Origin of the sequence: Mycobacterium sp. SMC-13 (assembly GCF_045311035.1) — a bacterium.
GTDB lineage: Bacteria > Actinomycetota > Actinomycetes > Mycobacteriales > Mycobacteriaceae > Mycobacterium.
In genome coordinates, this window is record NZ_JBJIAI010000001.1 from 578,032 (window position 1) to 601,402 (window position 23,371).

At 68.4% G+C, this 23,371-nt stretch carries 21 protein-coding genes; 14 read left to right on the forward strand and 7 right to left on the reverse strand.

Annotated features, from left to right (window positions below):
• Positions 1-3: 3 nt before the first annotated feature.
• The 5 genes from ACJH6I_RS02840 to ACJH6I_RS02860 are packed head-to-tail and all read right to left on the reverse strand — an operon-like array spanning position 4 to position 5,734.
• The gene (locus ACJH6I_RS02840) at positions 4-621 is read right to left on the reverse strand and encodes a lactate utilization protein C (protein WP_406774537.1); all 618 of its coding nucleotides are present in this window, start codon (positions 619-621) and stop codon (positions 4-6) included.
• Positions 618-2,084, reverse strand: coding sequence for a LutB/LldF family L-lactate oxidation iron-sulfur protein (locus tag ACJH6I_RS02845; RefSeq protein WP_406774538.1), 1,467 nt, complete (start codon positions 2,082-2,084; stop codon positions 618-620). The genes ACJH6I_RS02840 and ACJH6I_RS02845 overlap by 4 nt, the downstream gene beginning before the upstream one ends.
• Positions 2,081-2,809, reverse strand: a complete 729-nt coding sequence (locus tag ACJH6I_RS02850) for a (Fe-S)-binding protein (protein WP_406774539.1) — start codon at positions 2,807-2,809, stop codon at positions 2,081-2,083. The genes ACJH6I_RS02845 and ACJH6I_RS02850 overlap by 4 nt, the downstream gene beginning before the upstream one ends.
• Before the next feature lie 15 nt (positions 2,810-2,824).
• Positions 2,825-4,207 carry an aspartate aminotransferase family protein gene (locus tag ACJH6I_RS02855; protein WP_406774540.1) on the reverse strand — a complete coding sequence of 461 codons (1,383 nt, stop codon included), beginning with the start codon at positions 4,205-4,207 and terminating at the stop codon, positions 2,825-2,827.
• A 27-nt stretch (positions 4,208-4,234) separates the two neighbouring features.
• Entirely contained in the window at positions 4,235-5,734 is a 1,500-nt protein-coding gene (locus tag ACJH6I_RS02860; RefSeq protein WP_406774541.1) for a CoA-acylating methylmalonate-semialdehyde dehydrogenase, read from the reverse strand.
• Positions 5,735-5,848: 114 nt separating this feature from the next.
• Between ACJH6I_RS02860 and ACJH6I_RS02865 the strand changes: the two genes are divergently transcribed.
• From ACJH6I_RS02865 to ACJH6I_RS02885, 5 genes are all read left to right on the forward strand, one after another.
• Complete coding sequence (locus ACJH6I_RS02865) at positions 5,849-7,474, forward strand: PucR family transcriptional regulator (protein ID WP_406774542.1); 1,626 nt, start codon at positions 5,849-5,851, stop codon at positions 7,472-7,474.
• Position 7,475: 1 nt separating this feature from the next.
• On the forward strand, positions 7,476-8,117 hold the full coding sequence (locus tag ACJH6I_RS02870; RefSeq protein ID WP_406783699.1) for a TetR/AcrR family transcriptional regulator: 642 nt from the start codon (positions 7,476-7,478) through the stop codon (positions 8,115-8,117).
• Positions 8,118-8,288: 171 nt separating this feature from the next.
• The gene (locus tag ACJH6I_RS02875; protein ID WP_244872553.1) at positions 8,289-9,533 is read left to right on the forward strand and encodes an LLM class flavin-dependent oxidoreductase; all 1,245 of its coding nucleotides are present in this window, start codon (positions 8,289-8,291) and stop codon (positions 9,531-9,533) included.
• Positions 9,530-10,582, forward strand: a complete 1,053-nt coding sequence (locus ACJH6I_RS02880) for an alcohol dehydrogenase catalytic domain-containing protein (RefSeq protein ID WP_318985081.1) — start codon at positions 9,530-9,532, stop codon at positions 10,580-10,582. The genes ACJH6I_RS02875 and ACJH6I_RS02880 overlap by 4 nt, the downstream gene beginning before the upstream one ends.
• 69 nt (positions 10,583-10,651) lie before the next feature.
• On the forward strand, positions 10,652-11,041 hold the full coding sequence (locus ACJH6I_RS02885; RefSeq protein ID WP_212811462.1) for a hypothetical protein: 390 nt from the start codon (positions 10,652-10,654) through the stop codon (positions 11,039-11,041).
• Between the two features lie 45 nt (positions 11,042-11,086).
• Here the strand turns inward: ACJH6I_RS02885 and ACJH6I_RS02890 are convergent, their stop codons facing one another.
• The gene (locus ACJH6I_RS02890; protein WP_212811461.1) at positions 11,087-11,716 is read right to left on the reverse strand and encodes a TetR/AcrR family transcriptional regulator; all 630 of its coding nucleotides are present in this window, start codon (positions 11,714-11,716) and stop codon (positions 11,087-11,089) included.
• Positions 11,717-11,802: 86 nt separating this feature from the next.
• On the opposite strand from ACJH6I_RS02890, the gene ACJH6I_RS02895 reads away from it, so the two are divergent.
• The 4 genes from ACJH6I_RS02895 (at position 11,803) to ACJH6I_RS02910 (ending at position 14,822) form a co-directional block, all read left to right on the forward strand.
• A complete protein-coding gene (locus ACJH6I_RS02895) occupies positions 11,803-12,960 on the forward strand; it encodes an acyl-CoA dehydrogenase family protein (RefSeq protein ID WP_212811460.1) in 1,158 nt (385 codons plus the stop codon).
• A gap of 107 nt (positions 12,961-13,067) precedes the next feature.
• Entirely contained in the window at positions 13,068-13,418 is a 351-nt protein-coding gene (locus ACJH6I_RS02900) for a hypothetical protein (RefSeq protein ID WP_212811459.1), read from the forward strand.
• Between the two features lie 57 nt (positions 13,419-13,475).
• Entirely contained in the window at positions 13,476-13,901 is a 426-nt protein-coding gene (locus ACJH6I_RS02905) for a hypothetical protein (RefSeq protein ID WP_212811458.1), read from the forward strand.
• Positions 13,902-13,964: 63 nt separating this feature from the next.
• Positions 13,965-14,822, forward strand: coding sequence for an SDR family NAD(P)-dependent oxidoreductase (locus ACJH6I_RS02910; protein ID WP_406774547.1), 858 nt, complete (start codon positions 13,965-13,967; stop codon positions 14,820-14,822).
• A gap of 45 nt (positions 14,823-14,867) precedes the next feature.
• Here ACJH6I_RS02910 and ACJH6I_RS02915 read toward each other — a convergent pair whose 3' ends face one another.
• A complete protein-coding gene (locus tag ACJH6I_RS02915; protein ID WP_318985079.1) occupies positions 14,868-15,503 on the reverse strand; it encodes a TetR family transcriptional regulator in 636 nt (211 codons plus the stop codon).
• A 139-nt stretch (positions 15,504-15,642) separates the two neighbouring features.
• Between ACJH6I_RS02915 and ACJH6I_RS02920 the strand changes: the two genes are divergently transcribed.
• The 5 genes from ACJH6I_RS02920 (at position 15,643) to ACJH6I_RS02940 (ending at position 23,366) form a co-directional block, all read left to right on the forward strand.
• On the forward strand, positions 15,643-17,403 hold the full coding sequence (locus tag ACJH6I_RS02920; RefSeq protein WP_406774548.1) for an amidohydrolase family protein: 1,761 nt from the start codon (positions 15,643-15,645) through the stop codon (positions 17,401-17,403).
• A gap of 407 nt (positions 17,404-17,810) precedes the next feature.
• A complete protein-coding gene (locus ACJH6I_RS02925; protein WP_406774549.1) occupies positions 17,811-18,989 on the forward strand; it encodes an LLM class flavin-dependent oxidoreductase in 1,179 nt (392 codons plus the stop codon).
• A complete protein-coding gene (locus ACJH6I_RS02930) occupies positions 18,986-20,374 on the forward strand; it encodes an NtaA/DmoA family FMN-dependent monooxygenase (protein ID WP_406783700.1) in 1,389 nt (462 codons plus the stop codon). Before ACJH6I_RS02925 ends, ACJH6I_RS02930 begins: the two co-directional genes overlap by 4 nt.
• A 3-nt stretch (positions 20,375-20,377) precedes the next feature.
• On the forward strand, positions 20,378-21,502 hold the full coding sequence (locus tag ACJH6I_RS02935; RefSeq protein WP_406774551.1) for an LLM class flavin-dependent oxidoreductase: 1,125 nt from the start codon (positions 20,378-20,380) through the stop codon (positions 21,500-21,502).
• 61 nt (positions 21,503-21,563) lie between these two features.
• Positions 21,564-23,366, forward strand: a complete 1,803-nt coding sequence (locus ACJH6I_RS02940; RefSeq protein WP_406774552.1) for a fatty acyl-AMP ligase — start codon at positions 21,564-21,566, stop codon at positions 23,364-23,366.
• Positions 23,367-23,371 lie beyond the last annotated feature (5 nt).

The window sequence follows — 23,371 nt, forward strand, 5'->3', positions numbered from 1 at the left end:
TTCTTACCTTGCGGCCCCGACGATCACGACGTCGAGGGTCCGTGGACCGTGTACACCCTCGACGCGCTGCAGTTCGATGTCGCTCGTCGCGCTCGGGCCGGAGATGAAGGTCAGCGGGCGTGACGGGTCGAGCGCCGCGAAGGCCTGCGGCACGGTGTCGACGATCTGGTCGGCCCGGATGACGCAAATGTGATGGTCGGGCACCAGCGTCAGCGCGCGGCGGCCCTGTGCCGCACCGGCATCCAGCACGATGGTTCCGGTTGCCGCGATCCCGAGGGCGCAGCCCGTCACCACCGCAGCGACGCTGTCCAGTACCTCGAGGCCGACGGGCGGGTCGTCGACGACGGTGTGGCTGCCTGTCACCCAGTCGGGCGGCAGGTCCGCGGGAACGACGGCGGTCCCGCTGCCGACGAGAGCGCTGATGGTCGGGGCGACCGCATCTGGCCCGACGCGGTGAACGCGCGCGCGGTAGTCGGCCACCGCCTCGGCGAACCGGTCGACGTCACCAGGGCCGGTCAGCGGCTGCCGGTCATAGTCGCGCGGCACGCGTACCTCGGCCGGCGGGGCTGATCCGAGTGCGGTGCGGATGCGCCCGAGTATCACTGCCCGCGCGTCGGTCATTGTTCACCGCCCCGGTTTCGGGCCCACCACTGCCGGAACGTCTCGGTGGGCGGTGCCGGAACATCCCGGCTCGCAGTCCATTTCGATGCCGGCCAGGGCAGTCTGCTGATGTGGTGGTCTTTCCCCGCTATCAGTCGGCCTACCCCGAGCGCTTTCTCCGCCAACCCGAACCGCGCCGCGGAACCCATGGCCCAGCCCGCGGCTTTCATCGCCAGGTCCTGTCCGCCCGGCAGCCCGCCACGTTCTGAATCGACCTGCACCGCACGCAGATGCACCAGGATCGACGGGATGTCGATGCGCACGGGGCAGGCCTCGAAGCAGGCGCCGCACAACGACGACGCGTACGGCAGGCTCGCGTTCGGGTCGTCGTGGCCGGTGGTCCCGGTCAGCAGGGGACTGAGGATCGCGCCGATGGGCCCCGGGTACACCGAGCCGTAGGCGTGCCCGCCGGTACGTTCGTAGACCGGACAGACGTTCAGGCAGGCGCTGCACCGAATGCAGTGCAGCGCAGCACGTCCCACTTCGTCGGCGAGGACACGCGTCCGGCCGTTGTCGAGCAGCACCAGATGGAACCGCTGCGGCCCGTCGCCGGGGTGCACGCCCGTCCACATCGACGTGTACGGGTTCATCCGCTCGGCGGTCGACGACCGCGGCAGCAGTTGCATGAACACGTCGAGATCGGTGAAGCGCGGGATCACCTTCTCGATGCCCATGACGGTGATCAGGGTTTCGGGCAGCGTCAGGCACATCCGCCCGTTGCCCTCGGATTCGACGACCGCCAGGGTCCCGGTCTCGGCCACCCCGAAGTTGGCGCCGCTGACGGCGACCCTGGCGGACAGGAACTTTCGCCGCAGATGCGCGCGGGCGGCCATGGCCAGCACGCGGGGCTCGTCGGTGAGTTCGCCGGCGCCGGGCATTTCGCGTTCGAAGATGTCCCGGATCTCCGCGCGGTTGCGATGGATCGCCGGAACCAGGATGTGACTCGGTTTGTCGTGTCCGAGTTGAACGATCAGCTCGGCCAGATCGGTTTCGATGGGCGTGATGCCCTCGGCCTCCAGGTACTCGTTGAGCCCGATCTCCTGCGTGGCCATCGACTTCACCTTGACGACCTCGTTGCTGCCGGTGCCCCGGATCAGCTCGGCGACAATGCGATTCGCTTCGTCGGCGTCGCGCGCCCAGTGCACGGTGCCGCCACGCGCTGTGACATTGGCTTCGAGCTGCTCCAGTAACTCCGGCAACCGCGCCAGCACATCCTGTTTCAGGGCACTGCCGGCGGCCCGCAGCTGCTCCCAGTCGTCGCATTCGGCAATGGCGGCAAGGCGTTTGGCGCGGATCGTGCCGGTGGCATGGCCGATGTTGCGGCGGAGTTGCGCGTCGCCGAGGGCGGTGCGCGCGGCAGCCGGGAAGCTCTGGTCGCCACGGAGATTCCCCACGCCGGGCTGCCCGAGAAACACCGCGGTCATGGTGTGGCCGCCAGGATTTCGGCCAGGTGCACGGTGCGGACGTCGCTGCCGATCCGGCTCAGTCCGCCGCCGATGTGCATGAGGCACGATGCGTCACCTGCCGTGCACACCGCGGCGCCCGTCGTCGCGATGTTCGCCATCTTGTCTTCGAGCATCGCGGTGGACACGTCGGCGTTCTTCACGGCGAAGGTGCCCCCGAAGCCGCAACAGGATTCGGCCTGCGGCAGTTCGACGAGCGTCAGGCCGCGGACGTTGCGCAGCAATCGCAGCGGCTTGTCACCGACACCCAGCAGCCGCAGCGAGTGACACGTCGGGTGGTAGGTGACGCGGTGCGGGTAATAGGCGCCGACGTCGTCGACGCCGAGCACGTCGATCAGGAACTCGGAGAGCTCGAAGGTGTGCGCCGCAACCGAGTCCGCGCGCGCCGCCAGCTCGGTGTCGCCGGCGCGGTGCGCCACCATCGCGTGCTGGTGACGCACCGACCCGACACACGATCCCGACGGCGCCACCACGGCATCGAATCCGCTGAAGGCGTCCACGTGGTTGCGCACCAACGGCACGGCTTCACGCAGGTAACCCGTGTTGACGTGCATCTGGCCGCAGCAGGTCTGCCCGGCCGGAAACGCGACCTCGTGCCCGAGCCGCTCCAGCAGCCGCACCGTGGCGATGGCGGCAGCCGGGAACATGGCGTCGGCCAGGCAGGTCGCGAACAGCGCTATCCGCACCGGCCGACAGTACCCCTACCGGGCGTGCTGGTCCGCCACGTCGAGGGCGCGATCCAGGATTTCCAGCCCGGCCCGGACCTCGTCGTCGGTGGCATTGCACGGCGGCACCACATGGATGCGGTTGAAGTTGGTGAACGGCATGAGGCCGTTCTCCTTGCAGAACGCGATGACGGTGTTCATCGCGGCACTGCTGCCACCGTAGGGCGCCAGCGGTTCCCGCGTTTCGCGGTCCTTGACCAGTTCGACGGCCCAGAACACGCCCGCGCCGCGGACCTCACCGACACTGCGGTGCCGCTGCGCCATATCCCGCAGGGCCGGCCCGATGATGTCCGCACCGAGGTGGGCGGCGTTCTCGACGATGCCTTCGTCGCGCATCGCGTTGATGGTCGCGACGGCGGCCGCCGTCGCCAGAGGGTGCCCGGAGTAGGTCAGGCCACCCGGGTAGGCGCGCTCGGCGAAGGTCTGGAAGATGGCGTCGCTGATCGCGACACCGCCCAGCGGCACATAGCCGGAGTTGACGCCCTTGGCGAACGTCAGCAGGTCCGGAATGACATCGAAGTGGTTGATGGCGAACCATTTTCCGGATCGGCCGAAGCCCGACATGACCTCGTCGGCGATCATCACGATGCCGTACTCGTCGCACAGTGCGCGCACACCGGCCAGGTAGCCCGGCGGCGGCACCATGATGCCGGCGGTGCCCGGGATGGACTCCAGGATGATGGCGGCGATGGTCGAGGCGCCCTCGAGCTCGATGACGCGCCGCAGCTCGTCGAGGGCCCGGGCGGATTCCTGCTCCTCGGTCTCGGCGTGGAACACCGAGCGGTACAGGAACGGGCCGTTGAAGTGGACGACGCCGGCGGCGCCGCGGTCGTTGGCGAACCGTCGCGGGTCGCCGGTCAGGTTGATCGCCAGGTCGGTGCCGCCGTGGTAGGCGCGGTAGCGGGCCAGCACCTTGTGCTTGCCGGTGTGCAGCCGCGCCATGCGGACGGCGTGCTCGTTGGCGTCGGCGCCACCGTTGGTGAAGAAGATGTGGTTCAGGTCGCCGGGGGTCAGCTCGGCGATCAGCCGCGCGGCCTCGGACCGGGCGGCGTTGGCGTGCTGCGGTGCGATTGTGCACAGCTTGGCGGCCTGTTCCTGAATCGCGGCAACGACTTTCGGGTGCTGGTGGCCGATGTTGGTGTTGACCAGCTGCGAGGAGAAGTCGAGCAGCCGGTTGCCGTCGCCGTCCCAGAAGTAGCTGCCTTCGGCCGCCGTGATGGTCATGGGGTTGAGCGCGCCCTGGGCCGACCACGAGTGGAAGACGTGGGCGCGGTCGAGGGCGTAGGCGCGCTCGGCTTCGGCGCGCATCGAGTCGAGGGTGTGTCCGGCGGGCAGGACGTGGTCCGCGGCGAGGGTCATGTCAGGTCCTCTATCTGGGTCGCGCGATCAGTTGTTTTCCGGGAAGCCCAGGTTGATGCCACCGTGGCTGGGGTCGGCCCAGCGCTGGGTGACGGCCTTGGCGCGGGTGAAGAACTGGACGCCTTCGGGGCCGTAGGCGTGGGTGTCGCCGAACAGCGAGGCCTTCCAGCCGCCGAAGCTGAAGAACGCCATGGGAACCGGGATCGGGACGTTGATGCCGACCATGCCGACCTCGACCTCGTTCTGGAACCGGCGGGCCGCGCCACCGTCGTTGGTGAAGATCGCGGTGCCGTTGCCGTAGGGGTTGTTGTTGATGAGGGCCAATGCCTCGGCGTAGGTTTCGACGCGCACGACCGACAGCACGGGGCCGAAGATCTCGTCGGTGTAGACGCTCATCTCGGGGGTGACGTTGTCGAGCAGCGTCGGGCCGAGCCAGAAGCCGTCTTCGGCGCCCTCGACGGTCAGGTTGCGACCGTCGAGCACGACCTTGGCGCCCTCGGCCTCGCCGGCGTCGATGTAGGCGGCGACCTTGTCGCGGTGCACCTTGGTGATCAGCGGGCCCATGTCGGAGTCCTTGGCGCCGTCACCGGTCTTGATGGCGGCGGCACGCTCGACGATCTTGGCGACGAGGTCGTCGGCGATCGGACCGACCGCGACGCAGGCCGAGATGGCCATGCAGCGCTCACCGGCCGAGCCGAAGCCGGCGTTGACCATGCTGTCGGCGGCCAGATCGAGGTCGGCGTCGGGCAGGATCACGGCGTGGTTCTTGGCGCCGCCAAGGGCCTGCACGCGCTTGCCGGAGGCGGTGGCGGTCCGGTAGACGTACTGTGCGATCGGGGTGGAGCCGACGAACGAGACGGCCTTGATGGCGGGGTTGGTCAGGAGCTCGTCGACGGCGGTCTTGTCGCCCTGCAGGACGTTGAAGACGCCGTCGGGCAGGCCGGCTTCCTTCCACAGTTCGGCCATCCACAGCGAGGACGACGGGTCCTTCTCGGACGGCTTGACGACGACGGTGTTGCCGGCGGCGATGGCGATGGGGAAGAACCACATCGGCACCATGGCCGGGAAGTTGAACGGCGCGATGATGGCGACGGGGCCGAGGGCCTGCCGGATGTTGTAGACGTCGACGTTGGTGGAGGCGTTCTCGGCGTAGCCGCCCTTGAGCAGATGCGGGATGCCACAGGCGAATTCGACGACCTCGATGCCGCGGGCGACCTCACCCATGGCGTCGGAGAGCACCTTGCCGTGCTCGGCGGTGATGATCGCGGCGAGCTCTTCGCGGCGGGCGTTGAGCAGCTCGCGGAAGGCGAACAGCGTCTGCACGCGCTTGGTGATCGAGGTGTCGCGCCAGGCCGGGAAGGCGGCGACGGCGGCGTTGATGACGGTCTGCGCGTCCTCGACGCTGGCGAGCGCGACCTGGCCGGTGACCTGGCCGGTGGCCGGGTTGGTGACCGGTGCCGACTGTCCCGAGGATCCGGTGAAGACGTCGTTGTTGATCCAGTGCGAGATGGTCTGCGAGGTGGTCATCGTCGAGGTTGGCCTTCCTGGTCGGGGCGGGTGTGCACTCAGCATGCCGCGATGGAACCTCTGAATCGGCCGACAATCTGTATCAAGTTCGACCACCCGATTTACACTTTGTAAATGCCCACCGTTGCCGAGATCGTCGCCCTGCCGGTCATCCAGCAGGGGGAGCCCGAGATTCTCTGCGCCACCGGATTCGACCGCCCGATCCGCTGGGTCCACGTCAGCGACGTCCCGGACCTCTCGGAAGTCCTGCAGGGCGGTGAGCTGGTGCTGACGACCGGTGCCGCGCTGCGGGCCGCGCCGCTGGACTACCTGCGGTCGGTCGCCGCCGCGCAGGCGGTCGGCGTCATCGTCGAACTGGGCGCCGGCGCCGTGCCGCTGCCCGTCAACGTCGGCGCGATCGCGGAAGAACTCGGGCTGGCCCTGGTGGCGGTGCGCCGGGTGATCAAGTTCGTCGAGGTGACCGAACAGGTGCACCGCGTGATCGTCGCCGACCAGTACCAGGAGGTCGATTTCGCGCGGCAGACGCACGAGGTGTTCACCGACCTGAGCATGCGCCGGGCGACGCCCGCCGGGATCGCCGAGGCGGCGGCGAATCTGCTCGGCGCGCCCGTCGTCCTCGAGGACCTCACCCATCAGGCGGTCGCGGTGGCGACGGCCGGGCGCCCGACCTCAGATGTGTTGCGGGACTGGCAACGTCGGTCCCGTCAGCACGAGACCGGGGCCGAACGGACCGACGACTGGGTGATCAGCGAGGTGGGACGCGGCGAGGATGCGTGGGGCCGTCTGATCGCGCTGAGCGCCTCGGACGACGTGGCGGGCAGGTTCACGATGGTGCTGGAGCGGGCGTCGCAGGCGCTGGTGTTGCACCGGATGGCCGAGCGCGGCCGCACCGACATCGAGCATCAGGCGCAGGCCGGCCTGCTGGAAGATGTTGCGCGCGAACGTATCCGGTTCGAGGATGAGGCGACCGCGCGCGCCTTCGCGCTGGGCCTGCGGCCGGCGGCGCAGTACCTGCCCGCGACGCTGCGGATCGCGGGCTGGGCCGCGCCGGATGGTTCCGGCACCGACCCGGTGTCCGAACAACGCCGCAGCGCGCGCCTGCTCGACGTGGTCACCCGGTCGGTGAAGGCGTTGGGGCACACCGGATTGTTCTCGCTACGCGGTCCCGGCGAGATCGCCATGGTGCTGTCGCTCAACACGCGCGCGGGCGGCGCGCTGGAACCACTGGGCCGGGCGCTGCGGCGCGACGCCGAACGTGCCGTCGACGCTCACGGCCTGGTACTGGGCATCGGTTCGCCGGCGGCGGGCCTGATCGACGCGATTCACCGCATCACCGATGCCGCCCATGTCGCCGAGGCGGCGCTGTCGCTGCCCGCGTCGCAACGGGTCTGCTTCCGGGTCGCCGACATCAGGCTGCGCGGGCTGCTGTCGATGCTGCGGACCGACCCGCGGGTGCAGCGATTCGCCGAGGGGGAGCTCCGCGCGCTGATCCTGCACGACATGGAGACGGGTGAGGGCCTGCTCGACGTCTTGCGCGGCCACCTCGAACTCGGCGGCAACAAGTCGGCGCTCGCGTCGCGGCTGCATCTGAGCCGCCCGTCGCTCTATGCGAAGCTCAGCCGCATCGAGCAGATCCTCGGCGTCGACCTCGCCGACGGTGAGTCGGCGACCTCCCTGCACGTGGCGTTGCTGATCCTGGAGACACGCAACGCTTTCGGTGGCGTCGGCGCACCGCTGTGACATGCTTCTGACCGTGTCGGGCACATCGCAGAACCGCCAGGGCAATGCCACCCGCGCCAAGTTGGTGAAGACGGCCGAGAAGCTCTTCGCCGAGCAGGGCGTGGACGCCGTCTCGGTGCGCTCGGTCAATGCGGCGGCGGGCCTCGGCGCCGCCTCGGTGCACTACCACTTCGGTTCCAAGGACGAGCTGCTGCGCGCGGTGGTGCTCGACCTCGGGGCCGCGGTGGGCTCGGCCATCCAGGCGAATGTCGATGTGCTGGCGGCGGATTCGGCCGCGCCAACACCCGACGCGCTGGTCCGCGCCGTCACCGCGCCCTATCTCGATCTGCTGCGGCGCCAGCGCACCCGCGGTATGCGCTGGATCAAGATCATGGCCCAGATCACCCAGGCCGGCCCGGCCGACGAGAACATCGAGCCCAAGCTGCGCGTCGCCCTGCTGGCGCAGGTGCGGCGGGCCTTCCCGAACGCCGACGAGGCCCGGCTCGAGGCCCGCTGGGCGGTGTCGATCATGGGCTTCGTGCAGGGCCTGAGCCGCGCCGACGAATGGGACCGCGCCAAGCTGTCGGCCCCGGCACTGGAAGCGTTCTACGAAGACCTCGTGACGTTCGTCGTCGGCGGCACCGAGCGCCTCCTGAACTCTTAACCGCGAGCGGCCGTGTCTGTACGGCAACACGCCGCAATCTGCGTGCATTTTCGTCGCACTCGTGCCTGACGAGCACGCCGAGATTTTTGGATCACTTGATCCAATCGAGTGATCGGATTACAGTCGGCCGGGCAAGCCGAGACAGCCCTCACCGAGAATCAGGAGACCACCGTGAGCAGCGTTGCCCAGTGGAGCCCGACGTCCATGAAGTTCGGGGCGTTCCTCGCCCCGTACCATCCGCTCGATGCCGACCCGGCGTTGCAGTTGCGCCGCGACATCGACCTGATGACGCATCTGGACCACCTCGGTTTCGAAGAGGCCTGGATGGGGGAGCACCATTCCACCGGCGCCGAGATCGTCCCGGCGCCTGACGTTTTCATCGCCGCCGCGGCCGAGCGCACCGAGCGCATCCGCTTCGGCACCGGGGTGATGTCGCTGCCGTACCACCACCCGCTGATCACCGCGGACCGCATCACACAGCTGGACCTGCAGACCCGCGGCCGGCTGATCGTCGGAACCGGCCCGGGCAAGATCCCGCTCGACGCGCACATGATGGGCATCACCACCACCAACCAGCGCCGCATGCAGGGCGAGGCGCTGGAAGCCGTCCTGCGTCTGCTGCGCGGTGAGGTGGTCAACATGGAGACCGACTGGTTCACCCTGCGCGACGCCCGCGCCCAGCTGCCCACCTACAACCCGGCCGGCATCGAGGTGGCCACCGCCTCGACCATCTCGCCCAACGGCTCGGTACTGGCCGGCAAGCACGGATTGTCGCTGCTGTCGCTGGCCGCGAGCTCGCAGGCCGGCTACGAGTCGCTCGACCGCAACTGGGGTGTGTACGAACAGGTTTCGGCCGAGAACGGCCATGTCGCCGACCGGTCGACATGGCGTCTGGTCAACCCGATGTTCATCGCCGAGACGCGCGAGGAAGCCGAGCGCGCCGTCAGCCGCCGGATTCACGCCATCGCCGAATACGTCAACCGGCAGCAGAACATCAACCCGGATTGGGCGCAGACCCCGGCCGGCATCATCGACTACTGGCGCACCGAATCGCTCGGCGAGTTCGGTCAGGCGATCATCGGCACGCCCGAGGACGCCATCGCGCAGATCGATCGCCTGATCGAGAAGACCGGCGGCTTCGGCACCCTGCTGATCATGCACGTCGACCTGGCCGACTGGGAGAACACCAAGCGCAGCTACGAGCTGTTCGCCTCGGAGGTCATCCCGCACTTCCGCCGCCGCAACGCCGGCCGTCAGGCCAGCCTGCAGTTCGCGCAGGACAACTCAGAGGTGCTCATCGGCAACCTCGTAGGCGCGATCACCAAGGCCTACACCGACTACTACGGGCAGCCGACCGATCTGCCCGCCACGCCGGCGCCCGCCAACGAACTCAACACCGCAGGAGCACACGCATGAGGGCAGCACAGTTCATCGACGGCCAGTTCACCGTGACGGACGTGCCGGAGCCGCCGGCCACCGGTCCGGGCCAGCTGCGCATCAAGGTGGCCGCGTGCGGCATCTGCGGCAGCGACCTGAGCATGTCCAAGGACCCGTGCCGGTTCGTGTCCGTCGCCGCCGGGGCGGGCTTCCCGTTCGCCGTCTTCGACGCCACCCGTCCGGTGGTGCTGGGGCATGAATGGGCGGGCGTCGTCGTCGAAACCGGCGAGGGCGTCGAGGATTTCCAGGTCGACGACCGCGTCACGGGCCTCGGCATCACCACCGAGCAGAACGGGATGCCGACGATCATCGGCTACTCGAACGACTACCACGGGGCGTTCGGCGAGTACATCGTCGTCGACGCCTTCTGGGTGCGGCATGTGCCCGACGGCCTCTCGCTCGAACACGCGTCCCTGGCCGAACCGCTGCACGTCGGCGAGATGCACATGCAGCAGTCGGGGCTGACGCCCGCGGACACCGCGCTGGTGATCGGCTGCGGCTCGATCGGTCTGGGCACGATCCTGGCCGCGAAAGCCGCAGGCGCGCACCTCGTCATCGCCTCCGAGCCGTCGCCGAAGCGGCGCGAGCTCGCCGCGAAGATGGGCGCCGACATCGTCGTCGACCCCACTGAGCAGGACCCGATCGACGTCTACAACGAGTTGCTGGGTAGCGGCAAGACCGGCGGTGGCCTGTTGATCGCCTACGAGTGCAGTGGCCGGGTCGGCACGCTCAACACCCTGACCCACACACTGCCGTGGGGTTCGCGCATCCAGGTGGTGGCATCGCCGTTCGCGGAGGAGACCATCATCCCGGTGGTCGCGCAGATGCGACAGATCGCGATCAACTTCGGGCACGGCCCGTACGAGCAGGCCTACGAAAAGGTGCTGGGCCGGCTGGCCGCGGGGGAGATCGACGCCGAGGCACTGATCACCGGACGCACCGGGCTCGACGGCATTGCGGATGCGTTCACCGCGCTGCGGAATCCGGACGAGCACGTCAAGATCCTGGTACTGCCGTCTTGGTCGTGAGCAGCGTTACCGACGTGTAGCCGTGTCGATCACGGGACAGGCGGGCCCGGGTGCGGCACAGTTAACTGTATGGCCGGTCAAATGATTCCGAAGCCCAGCGACCTGAAGGCTGCGGCTCAGTCCGCGGTCGATGCCGCCCAGTCCGCCGTCGAGATGACGCAGGCGGTGGCCAGCGGTGCCATGCGCATCCCGCCGGCCTCCGTCCAGCTCGCCGCCCAGGTGCCCGATCTCATCGAGAACCTGGCGGTGGCCACCGAGCGGCTCAACGCGACGATCGACCGTACCGAGCGGGTCATGGCCATGGCCGATCCCATGTTCCGGACGCTCGACGCCCTGCTGCCGCAACTCGAAGCCCTGGTGAACACCGGCAACGAGGTGTTCCGGCTGCTGTCGAACATCCCGGGGGTGTCGCGGCTGAACCCCTTCGGCGGCGGACCCAAACCCCCGCAAGACAGGTGATTTGTGCACGATTTTCCGCGCCGGCCGCGGAAAATCGTGCACAAATCACGGTAGGGCGTTGAAGCGGATGGCCAATCCGTCGATGAACGCAGTCAGGGCCAGCTCGAAACCGGCCGTGTCGATCTGGTCGGCCTTGCCACGCAGCAGATGTGCCTGGCCCATGTGCGGGTAGCGGTCGCGGTAGACCTGCACGTCGTCGGTGAATCCACGTGAGAAGGAGCCGACGGTCGACCCGAGCACCAGTGACCGGGTGGCGGCACCGATCAAGGTCGCTTCCCGTGGTGGCCAGCCGGCGCCGACCAGGCCGCCGTGGACGGCGTCGGCGATCCGGAGGCTGACATCGCGACGGCCCGGCCCGGTCGCCAGGTAGGGCACGAGATTCGGGTGGGCGGCCAGCGCGGCGCGGTGGGAGCGGGCCCACGCCGCCAGCGCGTCCTGCCAGTCATCGCCGCGGTCGAACCCGGAGGTGTCGATTTCCCCGGCGACCCGACTCGCGACGGCGTCGAGCACGTCGTCCTTGGTGGGGTAGTGCTTGTACAGCGACGACGCCTGGACGCCGAGTTCGGCGGCCAGCTTGCGCATCGACAATTCGGCGAGGCCGTCGCGATCGATCAAGTCCAACGCGGTGTCACGGATGAGTTCGCGGTTGAGCAGCGGTACGCGGGGCCTGCCCATCTGCTTCTCCCTTGAATTAGCGAACATTGTTAGCTTATGGTGACGGCAACAAGCTAACACTGTTCACCACTTTTGAGGAGTTGTCTGTGAAACGCGAGGTCTACAGCGAAGAGCACGAGGATTACCGGGCCATGATCCGGGCCTTCGTCGAGGCCGAGGTGAGTCCGGTCTACGACGAGTGGTTCGAGAAGGGCCTCGTGCCGCGCGAGTTCTACTACAAGCTCGGCGAACTCGGCATCTTCGGCGCGGAAATCCCGGAGGAGTACGGCGGCGAGGGTCTGACCTCCTACAAGTTCCAGGCGATCCTCACCGAGGAGCTGGCCCGCGCCGCGGTGTCGTTCGGCGGCTCCAGCGTGCACGTCGGCCTGTGTCTGCCCTACATCCGCGACATCGGCAACGAAGAGCAGAAGAAGCGCTGGTTCCCCGGCATGCTCAGCGGCGAGATCATGTTCGCCATCGCGATGACCGAGCCCGGCACCGGTTCCGATCTGGCCGGAATGCGCACCACCGCAAAGCTTTCCGAGGACGGCACCCACTACGTCCTCAACGGCTCCAAGACCTTCATCACCGGTGGTGTGCACGCCGACCGCGTGATCGTATGCGCGCGCACGTCGGCCCCCAAGGAAGACGACCGCCGCTTCGGCATCTCGCTGCTGGTGGTCGACACCAAGCTGGAGGGCTACTCGGTCGGCCGCAAGCTCGACAAGCTGGGCCTGCGCTGCTCGGACACCGCCGAGCTCAACTTCACCGACGTCAAGGTCCCGGTCGAGGACATCCTCGGCGAGCCCGACCAGGGCTTCAACTACCTCGGCCAGAACCTGCCGCGCGAGCGGCTGGGCATCGCCGTCAGCGCCTACGCGCAGGCCAAGGCCGCGGTCCGGTTCGCCGTGCAGTACACCAAGGACCGCACGGTGTTCGGCAAGCCGGTGGCCTCATTCCAGAACACCAAGTTCGAGCTCGCCGCCTGCCAGGCCGACGTCGACGCGATGGAAGCCGTCGTCGACCGGGCCATGGAAGCGCACGACCTCGACGAGCTGTCCGCTGCCGACGCCGCCAAGGCCAAACTGTTCTGCACCGATGCGGCCGCGCGCGTGATCGACCGCTGCCTGCAGCTGCACGGCGGCTATGGCTACATCAACGAGTACCCGATCGCCCGGCTGTACGCCGACAACCGCGTCGGCCGCATCTACGGCGGTACCAGTGAGGTCATGAAGATGATCATCGCGAAGGACATGGGGCTCTAAAAGCGCTGTCGCAGTGTGCGAAGGCGCCCGTCGGAGTAACTTGATTCCCGGGCGCCTTCTGCATTTTCGGGCCTGTCGAGGTGCCCGAATCGAGGGAACGACGCAAAGTGGCAGCCCCACGACACCACGTGCACGTGTGCGACCATCCGCTCACGCGGGGTCAGGCGCGCCGGCTCAGTCGGCGCTTCGCCGTCGCGGGAGTGCAGATCGAGCCCGGGCGCCTGCAGGAGATCGCGGCGGGCGCGGCGACCGTCGGCGACGAACACATCGACGTGGCGTTCGCCATGGTCGCCATCAGTTACGTCGCGGACCGTCGCATCGCGAAATTGACGCGCATTCGCCGCCGGATGGGCCGCTGGCTGCTGGTGGGTGCGATGATCGTATTGAGTCTGTGTCTGCTCATCAGCTTGGCCATGGCCATCTTGACGCTGATGCAGCCGACGTTCACGGGGGTCTGAGGAGTCGAGATCGAGAACGTACTGACGCGCTGGGCGATCGGGGTCATCGCCTTCGCGATGATCGTCGTCGCTGCCGTGCTGCCGTGGTACACCGCCCACAACGACCATGGGCACGGTTCCATGAGCGGTTGGGGAATCTGGGACATCACCGGGAACCTGGGCGCCGCGTTGCGGCCGCTGCCCTTCGCGGTGCTGATCCTGCTCGCGGCCGGCACGATGATCGTCGCCGCGGTGCGCGCCATGTTCGGCACCGCGCTGGCCGCGGCCATCGCCTGCTTCGTGGTCAGTCTGCTGCCGTTGATGACGGGCGGCGCGGTCGACCGGCGGCTGGCCGGAAGTGATTCCGTCGCAGTGGTTCTCGGTCAGGCGGTCACGCCGATGATCGTCATCGGCTTCGTGGCCTGCGTGGTGAGCTGGATCGGCTATGCGCGGTGTGTGCTGCGCGCGGCGCCGAGAGCCGAGGTCGAGGTCCAGCCGGCCTGACCGGCATTCCACTGATCGGACGTTCGGGCCGTCCGGGCCCGCGCCCTGCGATTTACTTCGGCCATGGGTGCACAGGAACTGTTCGGTGGTGGGATCGCGGTCATCACGGGTGCCGGCTCGGGCATCGGGGCCGGACTGGCCAGGTACGCCGCCGGGCTCGGGATGACGACGGTGCTCGCCGACGTCGACGCCGCCGCGATCGCCGCGCTGCGCGATGAACTGTCCGCTGCCGGTGCAACCGCTGTCGACGCGGTGTGCGATGTCCGCGATGCGCAGGCCGTGCAGGCCCTGGCCGACCGGGTCAACCGCGAGATCGGGCCGGTGCGGCTGCTGGTGAACAACGCCGGCATCGAGCAGTTCGGCTACCTGTGGGACACGCCGGTCGCCAATTGGGAGCGCGTCATGGACATCAATGTCAGCGGCGTCTTCCACGGCGTGCGGGCCTTCCTGCCCGCCATGCTGGCGTCGGACGAACCGGCATGGGTGTGGAACATGTCGTCCGTCGGTGGCGTGTCGACGGTGCAGCTGCAGGCGCCGTACATCGTCAGCAAGCACGCCGTGCTCGCACTCACCGAGTGCCTGCGCGTCGAGGTCGAGCTCGCCGGGCACGACGACCACGTAACCGTGCAGGCGGTGCTGCCCGGACCGGTGCAATCCAACATCTTCACGGCGGCCGGCGGTGTCGACAGCGGAAGCGGGGACGCCGCCGACGCCTCAGAGTCCGAGCGCGCGGCGATGCACCAGCTCTCCGCCATGGACCCGCTCACCGCGGCCGCGGCCATCTTCGACCAGTCGGCGGCCGGCGGCTTCTATCTGACCACCCACCCCGACGCCGTCGCCGGCGCCATGGCCGAACGCGCCCGGGTCCTCAGTGAGCAGGCGATCCCGAAGCTGCGCACCCGCCGGTTCGCCACCAAGTGATTTGTGCACGATTTTCCGCGCTCACCGCGGATTTTCGTGCACAAATCACACCAGTGAGGCGAGGAGCGCGGCCAGTCCGTACTCGAACACCGCGTCGTAGTCGGTCGGCGAGCGCAGGGCGTCGACCAGTTTCTGATCTGGCCAATCGTCGCCCCAGAGTGAGGGGTCCTCTTCCTCGTGCTCGCCGCTGCGGATGGCCGAAAACTGCATCAGCGCAGACGAAATCACGTGTACCTCGATGGACCGCAAGGCCAGTGCCGCCTGATTGCCGGTGATCCCCAGTGCGGCCAGTTCGGCGGCGAGGGTCTGCTGCACCGGCTGGAACAGTGACGGCGTCCGGTCGCGTTCGTGCGCGATCGCCATCAGGTGCTGGCGTTCGATGAGCGCGGTGCGCTGTGCGCGGGCCAGGGATGCGATGCGATCGGCCGGCGTGTCGCCGGTGGCGGGCAGGCTCGCCATCACCTCGATCAGCCGGTCGATCAGGTGGTCGAACAGCTTGTCCCGGCCGCCGACGTGCCAGTAGATCGAGGTGACGGCGACGCCGAGATGCTCGGACAGGCTGCGCATGGAGAAGCCCTCGACACCGTCGCGTTCCAGCAGCGCCGCGGCGGTATCCAGAATGAGTTGAGCGTCAACAGGTTTCGACGGACCATCGGACCCGCGCTGGGTTGCCTCAGCCATGACCACCTCCTTCAGCCTTGCCGAACACCTAATCACACCAGGGCTGAGTCCTGTCTCTGGATCTACCGCCCAGCACGGTGTAACACTGTTACAGTACTGCCGCCGACGGATGTTCGCGGGCAGCAACGAGGGAGCAGATGTGTTCGATCTGAAGATCACCGGTGGCACCGTCGTCGACGGCACCGGCGCCGACCGGTTCACCGCCGACGTCGCGATCAAGGACGGCAAGATCGTCGAGGTTCACCGCCGCGGTCCGAACGACCCTGTGCTGTCCGGTGATTCGGCCGAGACCATCGATGCCACCGGCAAGATCGTCGCTCCCGGGTTCGTGGACATCCACACCCACTACGACGGCCAGGTGAGTTGGGACAGCGTGCTGGAGCCGTCGAGCAACCACGGCGTGACGACGGTGGTCGCGGGCAACTGCGGCGTCGGTTTCGCGCCGGTGCGCCCCGGCCAGGAGGAATGGCTGATCGCGCTCATGGAGGGCGTCGAGGACATCCCCGGCACTGCCCTGACCGAGGGCATCACGTGGGGCTGGGAGAGTTTCGGCGAGTACCTCGACGTCGTCGGGCAGCGTGAACTGGCCGTCGACATGGGCACCCAGATCGCGCACGGCGCGGTCCGCGCGTACGCCATGGGGGAGCGCGGCGCCCGCAACGAACCGGCCACCGCCGACGACATCAAGGCCATGGCCAAACTGGTCCAGGACGCGATCGAGGCCGGGGCCCTGGGCTTTTCGTCATCACGCACGTTGGCACACCGCGCCATGGACGGCGAGCCCGTGCCCGGCACCTTCGCCGCGGAAGACGAGTTGTTCGCACTGGGCCGGGCGACCGCGGCCGGTGGGGCGGCCGTCTTCGAGCTGGCCCCGCAGGGCGCGGCGGGCGAGGACATCGTCGCGCCGCGCAAGGAACTCGAGTGGATGCGCCGGCTGGGAGAGGAGATCGACTGTGCCCTGAGCTTCGCGCTCATCCAGGTCGACGCCGACCCCAATCTGTGGCGTGAGCAGCTCGATCTGTCGGCGGCCGCGCACCAGGCGGGCAGCCGGTTGTTCCCGCAGGTGGCTGCGCGGCCGTTCGGCATGTTGCTGGGCTTCCCCGGCCACCACGCGTTCACCCACCGGCCGACGTACCGCCGGCTGGTCGCCGAGTGCACGCGCGAGGAGCTCGCGGAGAAGCTGGCCGAGCCCGCGGTGCGGGCCGCGATCCTGGCGGAGGAAGACCTGCCGATCGATCCCACGAAGTTGTTCGACGGCATGTTCATGCTGGCGCAGAATGCGGCAAATCGCCTGTACCACATCGGCGAACCGCCGGATTACGAGCCGACGGTCGAGCGCACCGTGGCGGCGATCGCGGAGCGCCGCGGCGTGGACCCGCTGGCCGCGATGTACGACCTGATGCTGGAAGCCGACGCCGGCGCCATGCTGATGTACCCGATGTTCAACTACTCGGACGGCAACCATGACGCCATCCGCGAGATGCTCACGCATCCGGCCGGGGTGCTCGGGCTGTCGGACGGCGGCGCGCACTGCAGCATGATCTGCGACGCGTCGTACCCGACGTTTCTGCTGACGCACTGGGCCCGGGACCGCCATCGCGGTGAGAAGCTGCCGCTGGAGTACGTCATCCGCAAGCAGTCGCATGACACCGCCCAGCTGTACGGGATGTCGGACCGCGGCGTCATCGCCGTCGGCAAGAAGGCGGACGTCAACGTCATCGATCTGGACGCGCTGACGCTGCACGCGCCGAAGATGGTGCACGATCTGCCCGCCGGTGGAAAACGCTTGGTGCAGGGCGCAAGTGGCTACGACGCGACGATCGTCAGCGGCACCGTCACCCGCCGGCACGGCATCGACACCGGCGCACGGCCGGGCCGGCTGGTCCGCGGCATCCGCTAGCTGGTTTGGAATCCTGATGATTTCAGGAGCATCGCGATACCTCTGGGGTCGTGCAGACGCGGCAGGCCCCGCGCGCAAACTCGCATCCCAGTGATCTGTCCTGGGTCCCCGGAACTCGCCGCGAGGCGCGCCAGGTTCGGACGCCGTCGACTGCCGCACGTCGCAAAGACGTTGGCATAGAGCCTTTTTGATGCCCCAGCGCACCCGCCAACGGCCGCTCCGGCGGACATCGGCGATCCCGCCGGCCTGATCTCCGGCCGGCCATCGCGCCGGCCGAGTGTCCGCCTACCGGACGTGCCGACCGCTCGGCCGACTATTCCCTGCCCTGGCGCGGACACTGCGGCCACCGCCGCGATCTGCGCGCGGCTCGGCAGAGTGGTCGTACCCCGTCAGGAAGGCAGGTTGCGATGCCTGATTCGTCGAGCCGAATCCATCTGGCCGTGGCGCTGGACGGCGCCGGCTGGCACCCGGCCGCGTGGCGCGAACCCGACGCGCGACCCGCCGATCTCTTCGGCGCCGGCTACTGGACCGACCTGGTCCTCGAGGCCGAACGCGGTGCGCTGGACTTCGTGACCGTCGAGGACTCGTTGGCAATCCAGTCCGACGACCCCTTCGTGCCGGACCAGCGCGTCGATCGGGTCCGTGGCCGGTTGGACGCGGTGTTGATCGCGGCTCGGGTCGCGCCCCGTACCCAGCGGATCGGGTTGGTGCCCACGGCCGTCGTCACCCACACCGAGCCGTTCCATGTGTCGAAGTCCATCGCGACGCTCGATTACGTGAGTGCCGGCCGGGCCGGCGTGCGCGTCCAGATCGCCGGCCGCCCGGATGTCGCCGCGCACTTCGGGCGACGTGAGGCTGCGGCCCGGTCGCGGGCCGGCGAGTATTTCGCCGAGACCGCCGACTACGTCGAGGTGCTGCGCCGGCTGTGGGACAGCTGGGAGGACGACGCCGAGATCCGCGATGCGGCCACCGGCCGCTTCATCGATCGGGACAAGTTGCACTACATCGACTTCAGTGGCCGCTGGTTCTCGGTCAAGGGTCCGTCCATCACGCCGCGCCCACCGCAGGGGCAGCCGATCGTCGCGGCATTGGGCCACGGCCGCGCCGGCCACGAGCTGATCGCCGGCAGCTCGGACGTCGGCTTTGTCACCCCTGGCGACGCCGCACAGGCCGTAGCTGTCGTCGAGGAAATCCGTGGGTTGCAACACGACGCCGGCCGCGGTTCCGAGACGTTGCACATCTTCGGCGATGTGGTGGTGTTTCTCGATGACAGTGCGCCGGCGGCACAGGCCCGCCGGCGCCGGCTCGATGACGTCGCCGGTGCCGAATATCGCAGCGATGCAACAGTGTTCGCCGGAACCGCCGCGCAATTGGCCGACCTGCTGACGGAGTGGCACGGCGCCGGGCTGACGGGATTTCGGCTGCGGCCGGCGACCCTGCCGCACGACCTGGTCCAGATCACCGAACAACTGGTGCCCGAATTGCGGCGCCGCGGACTCTTCCGCGACGGGTACGAAGCGAACACGTTGCGAGGCCTGCTCGGGTTGCCGCGCCCGTCCAACCGTTACGCAAGGAGCAGCCAATGAGCAAGCCAGTCAAGCAGATTCACCTCGCCGCGCACTTTCCGGGCGTCAACAACACCACGGTGTGGAGTGACCCGGCGGCCGGCAGCCACATCGAGTTCAGTTCGTTCGAGCACTTCGCGCGGACGGCCGAGCGCGGGAAATTCGATTTCCTGTTCCTGGCCGAGGGCTTGCGCCTGCGCGAACAGAACGGCGAGATCTACGACCTCGACGTCGTCGGGCGCCCGGACACCTTCACCGTGCTGGCCGCGCTGGCCGCGGTGACCGAGCGAATCGGCTTGACCGGCACCATCAATTCGACGTTCAACGAACCCTACGAGGTGGCCCGGCAGTTCGCCTCCCTGGATCATCTCTCTGACGGCCGTGCGGCCTGGAACGTCGTCACCTCGTGGGATGCGTTCACGGGCGAGAACTTTCGCCGCGGCGGGTTCCTGGCGGAGGACCAGCGCTACGAACGGGCCAAGACATTCCTGCAGACGGCGCTGGAGCTGTTCGACTCGTGGCGCGGCGACGAAATCGTGGCGGACAAGACGAACGGCGTGTTCCTGTCCGAACCCGATGCCGGCGCGTTCTCGCACACGGACGGCCACTTCGACATCCACGGCCGGTTCAACGTGCCACGCAGCCCGCAGGGGCGCCCGGTGATCTTCCAGGCGGGTGACTCGGACGAGGGCCGCGAGTTCGCGGCATCGGCTGCCGACGCCATCTTCTCGCGGCACAGCACGCTGGAGGCCGGGCAGGCGTTCTATACCGACGTCAAGGGCAGGTTGGCACGTTACGGCCGGCGCCATGACGAGTTGCTCATCCTCCCGGCCGCGACGTTCGTGATCGGTGACACCGATGACGAGGCGGCCGACCTCGCGCACGAGGTCCGGCTCGCCCAGGTGTCCGGGCAGACCGCGATCAAGTTCCTCGAACAGGTCTGGAACCGCGACCTGTCCGACCATGACCCGGACGGGCCGCTGCCGGCGGTGGATCCGGTCGTGGGGGAGAACACCATCGCGCGCGGCCGGGCCAGCGTGCGCATGTTCCGGGACCCGCTCGCGATCGCCGCCGAGTGGCGGGCCAAGGCCGAGGCGCAGAACCTCACCACGCGCGAGCTGATCGTCGAAGTCACCGGGCGGCAATCGTTCATCGGATCGCCCCACACCATCGCGGCGACGATCGACCGCTACGTCCAGGCCGATGCCAGCGACGGATTCATCCTCGTCCCGCACATCACGCCCGGCGGCCTCGACCCGTTCGTCGACCGGGTGGTGCCACTGCTGCAGGAGCGCGGCACGTACCGCACCGACTACACGGGCACCACACTGCGCGACCACCTGGGACTGGCGCCGCTGCCGCGGCCGGCGGTGCGCACCAATGTCTCCGCAGAAGTGGCGTCGTAGCTCATGGCGACTCCACTGACCGTGCTCGATCTGGTGCCGATCTCGTCGGGTTCGACTGCGCCGCAGGCGCTACGCAACAGCATCGACCTCGCCAAGCGCGCGGAGGCCCTGGGCTACGCGCGTTACTGGTTCGCCGAGCACCACCTCAATCCCGGTATCGCCGGCACCTCGCCGGCTGTGCTGCTCGCGCTGACCGCGGCGGAGACCTCCACGATCCGACTGGGCTCGGGGGCAGTGCAGATGGGTCACCGGACCGCGGTGGCGACTGTCGAGGAGTTCGGTCTGCTCGACGCGCTGCACCCGGGCCGGTTCGACCTCGGCCTGGGGCGCTCCGGTGGGAAGCCGCGGGAACCGAAAGTCCCGGTGGGTGCCTCGGTGGGCGCACCGGGTGTCCGCAACGGCGCGCGCGGGCTGCTGATTCCACCGAAGTTCGATCCGCGCCCGCTGTTGCAGTCACCGCGGTTCGCCCTCCAACGGGCACTCCTGCAGCTGCCCGGCGCGCAATCGCAGGACTACACCGACCAGATCAGCGACATCCTGGCGTTGATCGCCGGCGTCTACCGCGACGCCGACGGCTTGGCGGCGCAGGTCGTGCCCGGGGAAGGCGCCGACCTCCAGATCTGGATCCTGGGCAGCAGCGGCGGTGAGAGCGCCGAGGTCGCCGGGACCAGAGGACTGCGGTTCGCCAGCAACTACCACGTCGCACCATCGTCGGTCCTCGAGGCGACCGATGCCTACCGGGCCGCGTTCCGTCCATCGACTGAACTCGACGAGCCGTACGTCGCGGTGTCGGCGGATGTCGTCGTCGCCGATGACGAGGCCACGGCCCGCGAACTCGCCACCGGATACGGCCTGTGGGTGCGCAGCATCCGCACCGCCGAAGGCGCAATCCCGTTCCCGACCCCGGCCGAAGCGCGTGCGCACAGCTGGACGGCTGCCGAACGTGAGCTCGTCGCGGACCGGGTGGACACCCAGTTCGTGGGGACCGCCGCACAGGTCGCCGACAAGCTGGAACGGCTACGCGACGCGACCGGGGCCGACGAATTGATCATCACCACCATCACCCACGACCACCGGGACCGGGTGCGCTCCTACGAGTTGTTGGCCGACGAGTGGTCGCGGCGGTGAACAACTACAGATAGATGTGTAGCGGCGCAGCCATTTTCAAGGGTGCGCATAGGCTGGACCCATGACACCGGGCAGCGGCCTTTTCCAGATCGAGGACTGCGTCGACGAATCGGGGGCGGTGACGCTGCCGCCCGGCGCGACGCTGATCGCCCTGATCGATGGGAACATCGCGCATCTCCCCGACATGGTGGCATACCGCTACCTCGACTACTCCGGCACCGAAGCGCGGACTTACGAAGTGACCTGGGCCCAACTCGGGGTGCGACTGGCGGCCATCGCGGCCCGGCTGCAGTCCGTCACCGAGCGCGGTGACCGCGTTGCCATCATGGCGCCACAGGGCCTCGAATATGTCGCCGGGTTCTTCGCGGCGATCAAGGCCGGCGCCATCGCAGTACCGCTGTTCGCGCCCGAATTGCCGGGGCATGCCGAGCGGTTGGACACCGCACTCCACGATGCGCGACCGGCAGCGATCGTGACGACGGCGGCGGCGCGGCCGGCCGTCACCGAATTCCTCGCCGCGCATCCGGACCTGGGCACGCCGGCAGTCGTCGCCATCGACGAGGTGCCGGACGACGAGGGTGTTTCGTTCGAACCCGTCCACCTCGAGATCGACGATGTCTCGCACCTGCAGTACACCTCGGGGGCGACCCGCCCGCCCGTCGGAGTGGAGATCACCCATAAAGCGGTGGGCACCAACCTGATTCAGATGATCTTGTCCATCGACATGCTGGATCGCAACACACACGGCGTCAGCTGGCTGCCGTTGTATCACGACATGGGTCTGTCGATGATCGGCTTTCCCACCGTGTACGGCGGGCACTCGACATTGATGTCGCCGACGGCGTTCGTCCGCCGGCCGTTGCGGTGGATCCAGGCGTTGTCGGACGGCTCGAAGGTCGGCCGAGTGGTCACCGCGGCACCGAATTTCGCTTACGAATGGGCGGCGCATCGTGGTGCGCCGAGCCCGGGTGACGACATCGACCTGGCGAACGTGGTGATGATCGTGGGCTCGGAACCGGTCAGCATGGACGCCATCAAGAGCTTCAACGCGGTCTTCGAATCGTATGGACTGCCGAAGACGGCGATCAAGCCGTCCTATGGCATCGCCGAGGCAACACTTTTCGTGTCCAACATCGCGCCCGACGCGGAGGCGACGGTGCGGTACTTCGACCGCGCGCAACTGGCGTCCGGTGTGGCGGTGCCGGTGGCCGAGGACGCACCGGGTGCGGTTGCGCAGGTGGCGTGCGGGCAGCCGGCGAGCAGTCTCTGGGTGGTGCTGGTGGACCCGGTCACCGGAACCGAACAGCCCGACGGTCGCGTCGGCGAGATCTGGTTGCAGGGCAACAACATCGGCCGTGGTTATTGGGGCCGGCCAGAGGAGACCCGAGAGGTTTTCCACGCTCGGCTGCGCAGCACCTTGCCGCTGAACAGTCACGCCGACGGCGCCGATGTCGACGGATCCTGGTTGCGGACAGGTGATCTGGGTTTCTACCTCGACGGCGAGTTGTACGTCACGGGTCGTCTCGCCGACGTCATCACGATCAGTGGGCAGAACCACTATCCGCAGCACATCGAGACGACGGCCGCCGACGCGTCACCACTGGTGCGGCGCGGCTACGTGACGGCTTTCACCGTGCCGGGCGAGGATGGCGAACAGCTCGTGATCATCGCCGAACGTGCCTCGGGCACGGCGCGCCATGATCCCCGGCCCGCGATCGAGTCGGTCCATGCGCTCGTTTCGGAGCGTCATGGCGTGACCGTCGCCGAGGTCCGGTTGCTGCCCGCCGGCGGCATCCCGCGCACCACCAGCGGGAAGCTGGCGCGCCGCGCCTGCAGAGCCGCCTATCTGGACGGTTCGCTGTAAGCACC

Excerpts from the sequence above, each read along its gene's own strand:
- ACJH6I_RS02925 (WP_406774549.1), top strand. The coding sequence starts at position 17,811 with ATGCCTGATTCGTCGAGCCGAATCCATCTGGCCGTGGCGCTGGACGGC.
- ACJH6I_RS02930 (WP_406783700.1), top strand. The coding sequence starts at position 18,986 with ATGAGCAAGCCAGTCAAGCAGATTCACCTCGCCGCGCACTTTCCGGGC.
- ACJH6I_RS02910 (WP_406774547.1), top strand. The coding sequence starts at position 13,965 with ATGGGTGCACAGGAACTGTTCGGTGGTGGGATCGCGGTCATCACGGGT.
- ACJH6I_RS02865 (WP_406774542.1), top strand. The coding sequence starts at position 5,849 with ATGCCCACCGTTGCCGAGATCGTCGCCCTGCCGGTCATCCAGCAGGGG.
- ACJH6I_RS02880 (WP_318985081.1), top strand. The coding sequence starts at position 9,530 with ATGAGGGCAGCACAGTTCATCGACGGCCAGTTCACCGTGACGGACGTG.
- ACJH6I_RS02855 (WP_406774540.1), bottom strand. The coding sequence starts at position 4,207 with ATGACCCTCGCCGCGGACCACGTCCTGCCCGCCGGACACACCCTCGAC.
- ACJH6I_RS02890 (WP_212811461.1), bottom strand. The coding sequence starts at position 11,716 with ATGGGCAGGCCCCGCGTACCGCTGCTCAACCGCGAACTCATCCGTGAC.
- ACJH6I_RS02885 (WP_212811462.1), top strand. The coding sequence starts at position 10,652 with ATGGCCGGTCAAATGATTCCGAAGCCCAGCGACCTGAAGGCTGCGGCT.
- ACJH6I_RS02935 (WP_406774551.1), top strand. The coding sequence starts at position 20,378 with ATGGCGACTCCACTGACCGTGCTCGATCTGGTGCCGATCTCGTCGGGT.
- ACJH6I_RS02870 (WP_406783699.1), top strand. The coding sequence starts at position 7,476 with ATGCTTCTGACCGTGTCGGGCACATCGCAGAACCGCCAGGGCAATGCC.
- ACJH6I_RS02905 (WP_212811458.1), top strand. The coding sequence starts at position 13,476 with ATGATCGTCGTCGCTGCCGTGCTGCCGTGGTACACCGCCCACAACGAC.
- ACJH6I_RS02915 (WP_318985079.1), bottom strand. The coding sequence starts at position 15,503 with ATGGCTGAGGCAACCCAGCGCGGGTCCGATGGTCCGTCGAAACCTGTT.
- ACJH6I_RS02860 (WP_406774541.1), bottom strand. The coding sequence starts at position 5,734 with ATGACCACCTCGCAGACCATCTCGCACTGGATCAACAACGACGTCTTC.
- ACJH6I_RS02940 (WP_406774552.1), top strand. The coding sequence starts at position 21,564 with ATGACACCGGGCAGCGGCCTTTTCCAGATCGAGGACTGCGTCGACGAA.
- ACJH6I_RS02845 (WP_406774538.1), bottom strand. The coding sequence starts at position 2,084 with ATGACCGCGGTGTTTCTCGGGCAGCCCGGCGTGGGGAATCTCCGTGGC.
- ACJH6I_RS02840 (WP_406774537.1), bottom strand. The coding sequence starts at position 621 with ATGACCGACGCGCGGGCAGTGATACTCGGGCGCATCCGCACCGCACTC.